Origin of the sequence: Streptomyces sp. YS415 (assembly GCF_023544665.1) — a bacterium.
In the GTDB taxonomy this organism is placed as follows: domain Bacteria; phylum Actinomycetota; class Actinomycetes; order Streptomycetales; family Streptomycetaceae; genus Streptomyces.
In genome coordinates this window covers 91,717-104,892 of sequence record NZ_JAMJFL010000028.1, presented here as the reverse complement: position 1 = coordinate 104,892, position 13,176 = coordinate 91,717, and the positions used below count along the sequence as shown (strand labels likewise).

15 protein-coding genes are annotated in these 13,176 nt (G+C 72.0%); 7 read left to right on the top strand and 8 right to left on the bottom strand.

The window, feature by feature from the left end; translation table 11 throughout:
- Window positions 1-13: 13 nt before the first annotated feature.
- Together M8H82_RS28805 and M8H82_RS28800 are read right to left on the bottom strand one after the other, a co-directional pair.
- Window positions 14-1,264 carry an Ig-like domain-containing protein gene (locus M8H82_RS28805; protein ID WP_250077988.1) on the bottom strand — a complete coding sequence of 417 codons (1,251 nt, stop codon included), beginning with the start codon at window positions 1,262-1,264 and terminating at the stop codon, window positions 14-16.
- Window positions 1,265-1,483: 219 nt separating this feature from the next.
- The gene (locus M8H82_RS28800; protein ID WP_250077987.1) at window positions 1,484-1,828 is read right to left on the bottom strand and encodes a hypothetical protein; all 345 of its coding nucleotides are present in this window, start codon (window positions 1,826-1,828) and stop codon (window positions 1,484-1,486) included.
- 121 nt (window positions 1,829-1,949) lie between these two features.
- Here M8H82_RS28800 and M8H82_RS28795 point away from each other — a divergent pair, with 121 nt between their 5' ends.
- Both M8H82_RS28795 and M8H82_RS28790 read left to right on the top strand, forming a co-directional pair.
- Window positions 1,950-2,252, top strand: a complete 303-nt coding sequence (locus M8H82_RS28795; RefSeq protein WP_250077986.1) for a hypothetical protein — start codon at window positions 1,950-1,952, stop codon at window positions 2,250-2,252.
- A gap of 43 nt (window positions 2,253-2,295) precedes the next feature.
- The gene (locus M8H82_RS28790; RefSeq protein WP_250077985.1) at window positions 2,296-3,066 is read left to right on the top strand and encodes a hypothetical protein; all 771 of its coding nucleotides are present in this window, start codon (window positions 2,296-2,298) and stop codon (window positions 3,064-3,066) included.
- A 51-nt stretch (window positions 3,067-3,117) separates the two neighbouring features.
- On the opposite strand, the gene hutH is transcribed toward M8H82_RS28790, so the two are convergent.
- The 3 genes from hutH to M8H82_RS28775 form a co-directional block, all read right to left on the bottom strand.
- Window positions 3,118-4,656, bottom strand: a complete 1,539-nt coding sequence (hutH, locus tag M8H82_RS28785) for a histidine ammonia-lyase (RefSeq protein WP_250077999.1) — start codon at window positions 4,654-4,656, stop codon at window positions 3,118-3,120.
- A gap of 80 nt (window positions 4,657-4,736) precedes the next feature.
- Entirely contained in the window at window positions 4,737-5,885 is a 1,149-nt protein-coding gene (locus tag M8H82_RS28780; protein ID WP_250077984.1) for a GGDEF domain-containing protein, read from the bottom strand.
- 108 nt (window positions 5,886-5,993) lie between these two features.
- Window positions 5,994-6,797, bottom strand: a complete 804-nt coding sequence (locus tag M8H82_RS28775) for an enoyl-CoA hydratase/isomerase family protein (RefSeq protein WP_250077983.1) — start codon at window positions 6,795-6,797, stop codon at window positions 5,994-5,996.
- A gap of 182 nt (window positions 6,798-6,979) precedes the next feature.
- Here M8H82_RS28775 and M8H82_RS28770 point away from each other — a divergent pair, with 182 nt between their 5' ends.
- Window positions 6,980-7,612, top strand: coding sequence for a hypothetical protein (locus tag M8H82_RS28770; RefSeq protein ID WP_250078000.1), 633 nt, complete (start codon window positions 6,980-6,982; stop codon window positions 7,610-7,612).
- A gap of 9 nt (window positions 7,613-7,621) precedes the next feature.
- Here M8H82_RS28770 and M8H82_RS28765 read toward each other — a convergent pair whose 3' ends face one another.
- Together M8H82_RS28765 and M8H82_RS28760 are read right to left on the bottom strand one after the other, a co-directional pair.
- Window positions 7,622-8,731, bottom strand: a complete 1,110-nt coding sequence (locus M8H82_RS28765; RefSeq protein WP_250077982.1) for an adenylate/guanylate cyclase domain-containing protein — start codon at window positions 8,729-8,731, stop codon at window positions 7,622-7,624.
- Between the two features lie 141 nt (window positions 8,732-8,872).
- Window positions 8,873-9,733 (bottom strand): biotin--[acetyl-CoA-carboxylase] ligase, encoded by an 861-nt coding sequence (locus M8H82_RS28760; protein WP_250077981.1) that lies wholly within the window; start codon window positions 9,731-9,733, stop codon window positions 8,873-8,875.
- A gap of 111 nt (window positions 9,734-9,844) precedes the next feature.
- Between M8H82_RS28760 and M8H82_RS28755 the strand changes: the two genes are divergently transcribed.
- From M8H82_RS28755 to M8H82_RS28745, 4 genes are all read left to right on the top strand, one after another.
- Window positions 9,845-11,443 (top strand): acyl-CoA carboxylase subunit beta, encoded by a 1,599-nt coding sequence (locus tag M8H82_RS28755; protein ID WP_250077980.1) that lies wholly within the window; start codon window positions 9,845-9,847, stop codon window positions 11,441-11,443.
- A 9-nt stretch (window positions 11,444-11,452) separates the two neighbouring features.
- Entirely contained in the window at window positions 11,453-11,662 is a 210-nt protein-coding gene (locus M8H82_RS28750) for an acyl-CoA carboxylase epsilon subunit (protein WP_250077979.1), read from the top strand.
- A 98-nt stretch (window positions 11,663-11,760) separates the two neighbouring features.
- Window positions 11,761-11,889 carry a morphogenic membrane protein MmpB gene (gene mmpB / locus M8H82_RS36515; protein ID WP_284049452.1) on the top strand — a complete coding sequence of 43 codons (129 nt, stop codon included), beginning with the start codon at window positions 11,761-11,763 and terminating at the stop codon, window positions 11,887-11,889.
- Window positions 11,890-11,894: 5 nt separating this feature from the next.
- Window positions 11,895-12,515, top strand: coding sequence for a nucleoside triphosphate pyrophosphatase (locus M8H82_RS28745; protein WP_250077978.1), 621 nt, complete (start codon window positions 11,895-11,897; stop codon window positions 12,513-12,515).
- On the opposite strand, the gene M8H82_RS28740 is transcribed toward M8H82_RS28745, so the two are convergent.
- Entirely contained in the window at window positions 12,484-12,951 is a 468-nt protein-coding gene (locus M8H82_RS28740) for a hypothetical protein (RefSeq protein ID WP_250077977.1), read from the bottom strand. The genes M8H82_RS28745 and M8H82_RS28740 overlap by 32 nt on opposite strands.
- Window positions 12,952-13,176: the final 225 nt, after the last annotated feature.

Below are 13,176 nucleotides of genomic sequence, written 5' to 3'. Positions count from 1 at the left end.
CGGGGGCCGCGGATCAGACCGCCGAGCCCGCCTTCCAGTCCGCCCAGCTCATGTTCCAGCCGTTGAGGCCGTTGTCCGGGGAGACCGTCTTGTCGCCGGTGTTCTGGACGACCACGACGTCACCGACGATCGAGTTGGTGTAGAACCAGTAGCCCTCGGTGCCCTTGTCGTTGGCGCCCTTGGTGTCGTTCAGGCCGACGCAGCCGTGGCTGGTGTTGACGTTGCCGAAGACCGAGTCGGCGCCCCAGTAGTTGCCGTGGATGAAGGTGCCGGAGTTGGTCAGGCGGATGGCGTGCGGCACGTCCTTGATGTCGTACTCGCCCTTGCCGTCGTCGTCGGTGAAGCCCACGGTCGCGCCGTTCATGCGCGTCTCCTTGAACATCTCCGACATCACCATGGTGCCCTCGTACGTCTTGTTCTCGGGCGAGCCGGCGGAGATCGGGATGGTCTTGACGACCTCGCCGTCCTGCGTGACCTTCATCTGCTTGGTCTTCGCGTCGACGTAGGAGACCTGGTTGCGGCCGATCTTGAAGGTGACCGTCTTCTGCTGGACGCCGTAGACACCCTCGGCGCCCTCGACACCGTCGAGCGCGAGCTGCAGCGTGACGGTGGAGCCTTCCTGCCAGTACTCGTCGGGCCGGCAGTCCATGCGGGTGTCGTTGAACCAGTGGCAGGCGACTTCCTGGCCGCTGGTCGAGGAGACGGTGACGCCCTTCTGGACGTCCGCCTTGTTGGTGATCGACTTGTCGAAGTTGATCGAGACCGGCATGCCCACGCCGACGGTGGAGCCGTCCTCCGGCGTGAAGTAGCCGAGGAAGCTGTTGGTCGGGGAGAGCGTGCTGAACGAGGCGTTCTCGTGGGCCTTCAGGCCCTTGGCGTCCTCGGCGGTCACCGTGATCTTGTAGGTGGTGGACCGCTCCAGCTGGGCGCTGGGCTTCCAGCTCTTCTTGTCCGCGGATATCGCGCCCTCGACGGCGGCGCCGTCCGCGGTCTTCATCGTCACCTCGGTGAGCGTGCCCTTGCTCACGGTGACGGTGGCGGAGTTGTTGATGGAGGCGTTGTCGGTGCCGTCCTTCGGCGTGATCTTGATCTGGGCCTCGGAGGTCTTCTGTGCCGCCGCCTCGTCGACCTTGGCCTGCGAGGTGTCGTCGCCGCCGTCGTTCCCGGAGGCCTCGTCACCGCCGGAGCAGGCCGAGAGCACCAGCACACCGCCGAGCAGTACGGACGCGGCCCTCAGGCCCCTGCGCCGCTTACTGTTCGTCATCACACGCTTCTCCATCGTTGCCGAATCCCCATACCCCGAGAGCCCCCGTCAAGAACTTTCAACGCTACGACCGGTTCGTCCCGTTCCACATCCCTTGGAGGTGTGGGGCACACCACGTCCGCCGTGGCGGGTGGTGCGGGTGCCGGTCAGTGCGGTCCTTGAGACGACGAAACCCCGGGCGGCGGTTGCCGACCGGGGTCACGGTTTCCCCAAGCGACCTCAGTCAACCGTCTCTTCGTCGTCGTCCCCGTCGACATCATCCTCGTCGAGGTCCCAGTCCGGCGAATCGGGGTCGTAGTCGATGTGCTCGCTGGACCAGGAGGCCTGCGCGAGGTCGACCCCGGGGACCTCACTGACCAGGTCGAACGGGTCCACGAGGTAGGCCAGTGCCTCCGCGGTGTCTTCCGTCACAGCGCTCTCGGCGTGCGTCCGCTCGCCGACGGGCATCTCGCTGTCGTCGGCGATCCGCCGCAGGGCCGCCTTGGTCACGGCGTCCGCGTCGTCCACTTCCAGGACGAGTTCCACCCGAAGCCGTACAAACCGTGATGTCTCTTCAGTGCTCATGCCCCGGAGCGTACGGCCCGAGGATGTCTTGAGGCTCCCACGACTTTCCCGCGACCGGGGGCTTTCATTAGCATCGCCCCACACGGCCAATTCGCCAGCGCCACAAGGGGATCGATATTCCGTGTCATCCGCTCGCCGTCCGTTGCTGACCGCCACCGCCGCGGGGACCCTGCTGGGCGCCCTGTGGTTCGTCCCCTCCGCGAACGCGACCGGGGACGAGCCGGTCACAGACACGCCCTCGTCGGCCCCGTCGGCGCAGGTCACCCAGCAGGCCCGGGCCGCCACCGCGGCGGACTCCACGGTCGAACTCGCCGACACCGGAAGCTTCGACAGCACGCCCTACGTCATGGGCGGGACCTTCTCGCTCGCCGTGGGCGCCGGGTTCGTCGTCTACTCGGTTCGACGGGAACGTCACGGTTTCTGAACTGACTTGACGTTTCTTCAACGAAACGTTCATAGTCCGCGTCATGAAGAGATCTTCGAGGGCGCGCATAGGCGCCACGGTCGCCATGAGCGCGGTGACGCTCGCCCTCATCACGGGTTGTTCCAGCGAGGACAAGGACTCCGACAAGGGCACGGGCACGGAGGCGTCCTCCTCCCCCACCCAGGCCGCGAAGGCGCTGAGCGCCGCGGAGCTGGAGAAGCTGCTGCTCGCGCAGGGGGACGTCAAGGGATACAAGGTCCAGGCGGGGGACGACACGCTTCCCAAGGCCAAGACCGAGGTGAAGACGGACAAGGCCGAGTGCGACCCGCTGGCGTGGGCGACGGCGGCCCTGGCCCCGGGTGAGACGGACGCGCACGCGTCCAACACGGTCGCCGAGGACAAGGCGGCTTCGGCGACGGCGGCGCCGGAGAGCGTCGAGGACGCCTTCGACATCAACATGACGTTCGTGGGCCTGTCGTCCTACGACGCCGACGGCGCCGAGAAGGCCATGAAGGCCGTCAACGACGGCGTCGCGGCCTGCTCCGGCGGCTACGGCATGAAGGCGGCCGGCGAGGACTCCAAGGTCACCAAGGTCGGCTCGGCCGAGGCCGCCGGCCAGGGCGACGAGTCGGTGGCGTTCAGCCAGGACGTCGACATGGACGGCGAGGGCACGGCCACCTTCACCACCGAGGTGGTCCGCAAGGGCAACACCGTCGCCACGTTCTACACGGTGAACTTCGCGTCGCTCGGCACGGGCAAGGCGGCGGAGATCCCGGCGGAGATCGTCACGGCCCAGCTGGGCAAGCTCAAGTAATTCCCGCGAGCCCCGCCGTCACTTCGGGACGGCGGGGCTCCGCGCTGTCCGCTAGCGCAGCGGCCCGGTGACGCTCTCCACGGCCGCGACCAGCCGCCCGTCGCGTACGAAGGCGTCCGCCGCCGCGAGATCCGGCGCCAGGAAACGGTCCGGCCCGGGCCCCTGGACCCCGGCCTTCCGTACGGCCTCGATGACGGCCCGGGTGGCGGGCGCGGGGGTGAGCCCCTCCCGCAGTTCGACGCCCCGGGTGGCCGCGTACAGCTCGATCGCGACGACCCGGGTGAGGTTGTCGACGGCGGTACGCAGCTTCCGCGCGGCCGACCACCCCATGGAGACGTGGTCCTCCTGCATGGCGGAGGAGGGGATCGAGTCGGCGGACGCCGGTACGGCCAGCCGCTTGATCTCGCTCACCAGGGCCGCCTGCGTGTACTGCGCGATCATCAGCCCCGAGTCGACGCCCGCGTCGTCCGCGAGGAACGGCGGCAGGCCGTGGCTGCGGTTCTTGTCCAGGAGCCGGTCGGTGCGCCGCTCGGCGATGGAGGCGAGGTCGGCGGCGGCGATGGCGAGGAAGTCGAGCACGTAGGCGACAGGCGCCCCGTGGAAGTTGCCGTTGGACTCCACACGCCCGTCGGGCAGCACGACGGGGTTGTCGACGGCGGAGGCCAGCTCCCGCTCGGCGACCAGCCGGGCATGGGCCATGGTGTCCCGCCCGGCACCGGCGACCTGCGGAGCGCACCGCACGGAGTAGGCGTCCTGCACGCGGGGGGCGTCGTCCTGGTGGTGCCCGGTGAGCTCGGAGCCCGCCAGCACGGCGAGCATGTTGGCGGCGGAGGCGCCCTGCCCCGGGTGGGGGCGGATGGCGTGCAGTTCGGGCGCGAGCACCTTGTCGGTGCCGAGCAGCGCTTCGAGCGAGAGGGCCGCGGTGATGTCGGCGGACTTGTACAGCCGCTCCAGGTCGGCCAGCGCCATGACCAGCATGCCGAGCATGCCGTCGGTGCCGTTGAGCAGGGCGAGTCCCTCCTTCTCGCGCAGCTCGACCGGGGCGATGCCGTGCTCGGCGAGCAGCTCACCGGCGGGGCGCACGGTGCCGTCGGGGCCCTCGGCGTCGCCCTCGCCCATGAGCGCGAGGGCGCAGTGGGAGAGCGGGGCGAGGTCGCCGGAGCAGCCGAGGGAGCCGTACTCGTGGACGACCGGGGTGATGCCGGCGTTGAGCAGGTCGGCCATGGACTGCGCGACCTCGGGCCGCACTCCGGTGTGCCCCGAGCAGACGGTCTTCAGCCGCAGGAACATCAGGGCGCGCACGACCTCGCGCTCCACGCGCGGGCCCATGCCGGCGGCGTGCGAGCGGACGATGTTGCGCTGGAGCCGGCCGCGCAGCTCCTGGCTGATGTGCCGGGTCGCCAGGGCGCCGAAGCCGGTGGAGACGCCGTAGACGGGCTCGGGCTTGGCCGCGAGGGCGTCCACGATCTCCCGGGCCGCGGCGAGAGCGGCCACGGCCTCCTGGCTCAGCTCGACACGGGCGCCGTCGCGCGCCACCGCGAGCACGTCGGACGCGGTCACGCCGGACGTCCCCACCACCACAGTGTGCATATCCATATTCAGGAGCGTACGCAGTGAATTCCCGGATGTCACCAGTGGGGGCCGGGTTCGCCCCTTACCGATCGGTCACGTCAGCGGCGGCCGCGGAAGCGACGGCGCTCCCCGGGCGGAGGCTCGGTGGAGGGCGAGTCGGCGAGTTGTACGACGGGGTCGTCGGGGCCCTCCCGGCCCGCGACCACCGGTTTCGTGGCGCGCAGGGCCTTGGCCTGGTACTGGGCGGCGTCCGCCAGCCGGAAGAGGCGGCGGGCCGAGCCGACGGGGCCGATGGGGTCGGCGGTGGAGGCGACCCCGCAGGCCACTCCGTCACCCAGCTCCAACTCGGCGGCGCGACGGCACAGTTCGTCGGCGGTGCGGACGACCTCGTCGGCGGGCGGGCCGACCGCGAGCAGACAGAACTCGTCACCGCCGAGGCGGGCGGCCAGGGCGCCGGGGAGCATGGCGCCGCACAGGGAGAGCACCGAGCCGAACCGTTCCAGCAGCCGGTCGCCCACGGCGTGCCCCTGGGTGTCGTTGACGCGCTTGAGCCCGTTCACGTCGCAGACGACGAGGCTGACCACGACACCCTCCGCGCGGTGCCGGTCGATGGCCTCGTCCAGGCGTCCGTCCACGGCCCGGCGGTTGGCGAGTCCGGTGAGCGCGTCGGTGAAGGCCAGCCGCCGGGCCTCCTCCAGCCGCTCCGCCTGGGCGATCCCGGCGGCCACGACCGCGGCGAGGACGGTGGCGAAGTCGGCGTCCTCCCGCCCGAAGAGGGGGGCGCCGGTGGGACGGGCGACATAGAGCTCGCCCCACGCCCTGCCGTGCAGCACGATCGGCGCGACGACGCAGCAGCCCCGCCCCCGGCGCCGCAGGGCGGCCACCCGCTGGTGCACATATCCCGGGCGCCGCCCAGCGGCCGGCCCCTGCGCGGTCTCCACCCAGGCGTTGGGCTCACCGCCCCCGGCCCAGCGCTCGTGCAGGAACTCGGTGATCTCGGGGAACTGATGGACGGGGTAGGCCTCCCCCTCAGGGAACTCCTCCTCGTCGGGCGCCCGGTCCCCCACGTTCACCAGCACCCGCAACCGCCCCAGCTCCCGCTCCCACACGGACAGCGCGGCGAAACTCCCGCCGAGCGCACGGCAGGCCCCGCCGGCGGCGGCCCGCCACGCCTCCCGTGAACTGTGCGCCGCCGCCATCCCCTGCGCCAACCCCACGACGGCCGCGAGCCGGTTGTCCTCACCCATCACTACAGGCTAGGGAGGTTCGCGACAATTAGGGACATTGATACGGCGAACAGGTGTCGCCGCCCGGAGCCCGCCGGGCCCGTGGGCGGCCCCGGACCCGGCCCGCCGTCACTCCCCCGGCCAGGCGGGCTTCCGCTTCTCGTTGAAGGCGGCCACCCCCTCCGCCCGGTCCCCGGAGAACGCCACCGCCCGCCAGGCCGCGTCCTCGACCTCGAGACCGGCCCGCAGGTCCAGCCCCTGCCCGAGCCGCAGCGCCCGCTTGGCGGCCCGCAGCCCCACCGGGGAGTTCCCCGCGATCCGGCCGGCCAGGGCCAGCGCCTCCTCCCGGTCCCGACCCTCCTCCACCAGCTGGTCCACCAGCCCCAACTCCCGCGCCTCCGCGGCCTCGACCCGCCGCGCCGTGAAGATCAGCTCGGCCGCCCGGGCCGCCCCGACCCGTCGGGGCAGCAACTGCGTACCGCCACCGCCCGGGATCACCCCGACCGACACCTCCGGCAGCCCGACCACCGCGGTCCGGTCGGCCACGATCACATCGCAGGAGAGCGCCAGCTCGAAGCCGCCCCCGAGCGCGAACCCGTGCACCGCGGCGATCGTCGGCACCGGCAGCTCCAGCACCCCCGTGTACGCACCACGGGCCACCGGCCGCTGCCGCACCAGATCCGCGTCGCTGAAGGAGTTCCGCTCCTTCAGATCCGCGCCGACGCAGAACGCCCGCTCGTGCGTCGAGGTCAGCACCACCACCCGTACGCCCGGGTCCGCCCCCAGCGCGGCGCACGCCGCGCCGACGGACCGCGCCATCTGCGTGGACACGGCGTTCATGGCCTTCGGCCGGTCCAGGGCGAGCTCCGCGACATGCCCGCCGTCCCCGTGCCGCCGTACCAGCACGAACTCCCCGTACCGCTCCTCGCTCATGACACCCTCCGGTTAACGCGGGTTAACAACACTCGCCCCGATCATCGCAGCCCGGTCCCTTCCGGGGAAGGCGCCCCGTTCGGGTGACATCCCCCCGAACCGCCCCGCCCGGGTCCGGCGGAGCGCATAGCGTGCGTCCGCCACGGCGCACCGGGGCGTGAGCGCGGCGGGGAGGGATCGTGATGACGGTGACGCAGTCGTCGGCGGCACAGACCGCGCCGGACCCGGCGGCCGGTGCCCCGGCCCGGCTCTTCGGCCCGCGCGGCCGGCACCGCCGCCCCCGCCCCCGCAAGGCCCTGCTCGCCGCGGGGGGCCTCGCCCTGGCGGCCGGCGCCCTGAGCCTCGTACGGCTGACCCCCGACTCGGGTCTCGGCGCGCTGGGCGCACCGGAGGCGGAACCCTGGCCGTACCCGGGCGGGGACGCGGACCCGGCCACGGACCACGCCACGAGCCCCGCCGCGGCGGTGGGCCCGCTCCCGCGGGTCAGCCCGTCCGCGACGTCCGTGCCGGGCGGCCCGGGCGCGACCGCCACGGCGACCCCGGTCCCCGGACGGACCGGCCGAACGGCCCCGGCCACCGCGCCCGCTTCCCCGCCGGTCCTCCTGGACCCGGCCACGACCATCCCCGAGGCCCCGAGGACCGACGCGCCGCAGTCGCCGCCCGCGACGACACCCCCGGCGCCGCAGCCGACGGCCCCCAGCCGGCCCGCGCACTCACCGGCCCCGGAGCCGACACCCGGCCCCACCGACCGGCCCGGGGTGTGCCTGCCGGTCATCGGGCTCTGCGTGGACCCGCTGGCCGGGCGCCACGGCTGACCGCACCGGCTACGACGGCGTCGCGTCCCGCCGGGTGAGCAGCCAGGGCTCGACCACGCCGAGGCCGCGCACGGGCCGCTGCCACATCGGCTGGAGCGCGAACCGGTACGTCGGCGGATCCTCGCCCTCCTTCTCGGCGGCGGCAGCGGCCTCGGCCGCCTCCGCCTCGGAGGCCGGGGCCTCCCCGGTGCGGATCAGCTCCTCCGCGAAGGCGCTGTCGACGAGGACGGCGTCCCGTGGAGCTATCGAGGTCAGCCGGGAGGCGAGGTTCACGGTCGTACCGAACACATCGCCCATCCGGGTGGTGACCGTGCCGAAGGCGATGCCGACCCGCAGCTCCGGCATGGTCTCGTCGTGCGCCATGGTCTCGATGAGCCGCAGCGCGATCTCGGCGGCCACGCCCGCGTCGTCGGCGGAGTACAGCACCTCGTCACCGAGCGTCTTGATGAGCCGTCCGCCGCGCGCGGCGACCAGGTCGGCGGCGGTGGTCTCGAAGGCCTCGACGAGTTCGCCGAGCTCCTCCTCCTCCATCCGCCGGGTCAGCCGTGTGAACCCGACGAGGTCCGCGAACCCGACGGCGAGGCGCCGGTCGACCATCTCCTCGTCGTCGGCGGCCTGCACGACCCGGCCGGTGGCGGCGGCGAGCTGGCGGCGCCAGACGTAGACGATGAACTCCTCCAGCTCGGGCAGGAGCAGCTCGACCAGGGGGTAGGTGACCTCCGTACGGGTCATGCCCGGCTCGGGAGGCTCGGTCAGGCCCTCCAGGAAGGAGTCGATCTGCCACTCGGCGAGCCGGGCGGTGGTCTGCCCGGTGGATCTGGCCACCTGGACGGCCATGGCCTCGCTCAGCAGTCCCGCCTCGACGAGACCGGCGAGGCGTCTGAGCGCCAGCACGTCGGCCTCGGTCAGCGCCTTGGCCTGCCCGATGTCGGCGAAGCCCATGGCCCGCCAGAAGCGGGACGCGAGCTCCATGGAGACACCGGCGCTGCGGGCGGCCTGAAAAGGGGTGTAGCGCCGCTCCGCGCCGAGGATGAGCTGTTCGAGACGCAGGGCGAGTGGATCTTCGCCGGGGTCGGCGGCGTGGGGGTCCATGCCGGAGCCCGTGTCGTCGACGGTCACGCCTGCTGCCCTTCCGATCTGCCGCGGTCAGGTATCGACCGGGCCCAACTCTACGGCAGGTGTGCGCCAGCTCACTCCGTCAAGCGAGGCGAAGGGTTCCCTGATCGTGTCGGTTCCTGTAGGCGCCGGACGTCCACCGCTTCACGCCGGCCGCAGGTGGACGATGTCCCCGGCCCCCACCGGCTCCTGTACCCCCTCCGCCGTCGCGATCACCAGGCGCCCGTCCCCGTCCACGGCCACCGCCTCCCCGACGATCGACCGGTCACCGGGCAGCTCCGCCCGCACCACGCGCCCGAGCGTGGCGCAGCCCGCCGCGTACGTCTCCTGCAGGCCGCTCGCCGCGGGGTCGCCCGCGGCCGCCCGCCACCGGCCGTACCAGTCCTCCAGCGACCGCAGCACCGCCCGCAGCAGGGGGTCCCGGTCCGTGCTCACCGCCCCGGCCAGCGCCAGCGAGCCCGCGCGGGGCACCGGGAGCTCTTCCTCCTTGAGGGTGACGTTGATGCCGACGCCCATCACCACCCCGTCGTCCCCGGCCCGCTCCGCGAGGATGCCTCCGGCCTTGCGCTCCTCCCCGCCCACGGTCACCAGCAGGTCGTTGGGCCACTTGAGTGCCGTGTCGACCCCGGCCGCCCGCGACAGCCCCGTCGCCACCGCCACGCCGGTGAGCAGCGGCAGCCAGCCCCAGCGCTCGACCGGCACCTGGGCCGGCTTCAGCAGCACGGAGAAGAACAGCCCCGACCGGGCCGGTGCCGTCCACTGCCGGTCCAGGCGTCCCCGGGCCGAGGTCTGCTCCTCGGCGACGAGGACGGCGCCCTCCTCGGCCACGCCCTTCACGGCCAGCGCCACCAGGTCGGTATTGGTGGACCCGGTGCGCTGCACGACCTCCACCTCGCGGTAGAGGCCGCCGTCGCGGACCAGCGCCCGGCGCAGCGCCGGAGCGTTGAGCGGGGGGCGTTCCAGATCGGACCAGCGGCTGTCGTCTGATGCATCTCGCGGCGTCATGCAAGCCACCCTAGGTGTGGCAAACGCCGCACTGCCGATCGGTAGACGCACCACTACTCTACGGATGAGTAACCGTCCCCCCTTTTGAGCAGGCAGGGAGCCGCGATCCCGATGTCCGAGCCGGAAGCGCAGATCGACATCCACACCACCGCGGGCAAGCTCGCGGATCTTCAGCGCCGCATCGACGAAGCGACGCACGCCGGCTCCGCACGTGCCGTGGAGAAGCAGCACGCCAAGGGCAAGCTGACGGCCCGTGAGCGGGTCGAACTCCTCCTGGACGAGGGGTCGTTCGTGGAGCTGGACGAATTCGCCCGGCACCGCTCCAGCAACTTCGGGCTGGAGCACAACCGCCCCTACGGCGACGGTGTCGTCACCGGGTACGGCACCGTCGACGGCCGCCCGGTCGCGGTGTTCTCGCAGGACTTCACCGTCTTCGGCGGTGCGCTGGGCGAGGTGTACGGCCAGAAGATCGTCAAGGTGATGGACTTCGCGCTGAAGACCGGCTGCCCGGTCATCGGCATCAACGACTCCGGCGGCGCCCGCATCCAGGAGGGTGTCGCGTCGCTGGGCGCCTACGGCGAGATCTTCCGCCGCAACACCCACGCCTCGGGTGTGATCCCGCAGATCAGCCTGGTCGTCGGGCCGTGCGCGGGCGGCGCGGTGTACTCGCCGGCCATCACCGACTTCACGGTCATGGTCGACCAGACCTCGCACATGTTCATCACCGGTCCGGACGTCATCAAGACCGTCACCGGCGAGGACGTCGGCTTCGAGGAGCTGGGCGGGGCGCGCACCCACAACTCCGCCTCGGGCGTGGCGCATCACATGGCCGGGGACGAGAAGGACGCCATCGAGTACGTCAAGCAGCTGCTGTCGTACCTGCCGTCCAACAACCTCTCCGAGCCGCCGGTGTACCCGGAGGAGGCGGACCTCGAACTCACCGACGAGGACCGCGAGCTGGATGTGATCGTGCCGGACAGCGCGAACCAGCCGTACGACATGCACACCGTGATCGAGCACGTCCTGGACGACGCCGAGTTCTTCGAGACGCAGCCGCTGTTCGCGCCGAACATCCTCACCGGGTTCGGGCGGGTGGAGGGCCGGCCGGTCGGGATCGTCGCCAACCAGCCGATGCAGTTCGCGGGCTGCCTGGACATCGACGCCTCCGAGAAGGCGGCGCGGTTCGTGCGCACGTGCGACGCGTTCAACGTGCCCGTGCTCACCTTCGTCGACGTGCCCGGGTTCCTGCCGGGCGTGGACCAGGAGCACACCGGCATCATCCGGCGCGGCGCCAAGCTGATCTACGCCTACGCCGAGGCGACGGTCCCGCTGATCACCGTGATCACCCGCAAGGCCTTCGGCGGCGCCTACGACGTCATGGGCTCCAAGCACCTGGGCGCCGACCTGAACCTGGCCTGGCCGACCGCGCAGATCGCCGTGATGGGCGCGCAGGGCGCGGTGAACATCCTGCACCGCAGGACCATCGCGGAGGCGGAGGCGAACGGGGAGGATCTGGAGGCGGTGCGCGCCCGGCTGATCCGGGAGTACGAGGACACCCTCCTCAACCCCTACGTCGCGGCCGAGCGCGGTTACGTCGACGCCGTGATCATGCCGTCGGAGACCCGTCGGCACGTCGTGCGCGGGCTGCGTCAGCTGCGTACCAAGCGGGCGTCCCTGCCGCCGAAGAAGCACGGCAACATCCCCCTCTAAGGAGCCGTTGTGACGATCAAGGTCCTGCGGGGCAACCCGACACCGGAGGAGCTGGCCGCCGCCCTGGCGGTGGTCCGCGCCCGCGCCGCGGCGGTGGCAGCCGAGCCGTCCGGCGCGGACCGGCCGGGCGACGCGTGGTCCGACCCGGCGAGGGTCGCGGCACACCGGCTGCCGCAGCCGGGGCCCACGACCTGGGCACGGACGTACTGGCCGAGCTGAGGGGCGCGGGGGGAACCGCGCACCGAAGTGGAACCCCGGGCGCCGATTTGAGTACGCGTACTCAGGCGCCCGGGACGGCCACCCCGCACGCTGGGGGCATGTTGTGGTCCGACCCCGAGAACGAGCCCCCTGAGGAACTGCGCGACATGCAGCGCATGCTCCGCAGACTGGGTGTTCTCATGGCGTTGGCCATGGTGCTCGCGATGCTGGTGACCGGTCTACGCTGAACCACATGACCGATCAGCCCCGCCGCCGGCTCGTGCTGGCCTCCCAGTCCCCCGCCCGACTGAACCTCCTGCGCCAGGCCGGCCTGGACCCCGAGGTCATCGTGAGCGGCGTCGACGAGGACGCCGTCACCGCACCCACCCCCGCCGAGCTGGCGCTCGCCCTGGCCGAGGCGAAGGCCTCCGTCGTGGCGGCGAAGCCGGAGGTCATGGGCGCGCTGGTGATCGGCTGCGACTCGGTCCTCGATCTGGACGGACAGGCCCTCGGCAAGCCCGCCGACGCCGAGGAGGCGACCGCCCGCTGGAAGGCGATGCGCGGCCGGGCGGGCACCCTGCAGACCGGGCACTGCGTCTGGGACACGGCGAGCGGACGGTACGCCTCCGCCACCGCGTCCACCGTCGTCCGGTTCGGCGAGCCCACCGACGAGGAGGTCGCCGCGTACGTCGCCTCGGGCGAACCCCTCTACGTCGCCGGGGCGTTCACCCTCGACGGCCGCTCGGCCCCCTTCATCGACGGCATCGACGGCGACCACGGCAACGTCATCGGCCTCAGCCTGCCCCTCCTGCGCCGCCTGCTGGCCGAACTGGGCGTGGGCATCACGGAGTTGTGGGCGCCGGCGGACCGGTGACGGGCGGCGCGCCCTCGCCGTCGGGGACCGCGTCGGCGGGCTCCGCGAGGCCCTCGTAGGTCATCAGCAGCAGCACGATCAGCCCCAGCACCACGACCATGAACAGGAACTCGGCCCAGCCGAGCAGTCCCCAGGCGAACGCGCCGAGCAGCCCGTGCACCACCGCCGCGCTGATCAGCAGCACCCGGCCGAGGCCGGCCGCCGGGCGGTCGCGGAGTGCCACCAGCAGGGCGACCACGCCGCACAGGGCGAAGTACAGGCCGAAGGCGAGGCCGCCGATCTTCGAGGACACCGACATCACGTCCGGGTCGAGGCCCGCCAGGGACATGTCCTGGCGGTCGACCACGACGCCCATGAACCACTGGACCGCCGCGATGCCGACCGCCTCCACGAAGAGGACCACCGCCACCACCCAAGCCACCGGTCTGCGCACCACCGGTCCCCACCCACTTCCGAGCGCTCCAGCGCCGTCCTAGCAGGACTGCGGTTACTGCAAGTACGTTCAGGACAGCGAACGCTACTAACGGGTAAACCTCGGGACAAGGGTTCTGGGAAGGGCAAAGAATCATTGGGCCATTCGTAGGGACTCCACAAAGAAACGGAGTGGGCCGCAGCACCCCTTCACAGAGACCTTGACCACACCCGAGGGCTAGGGTTGCCC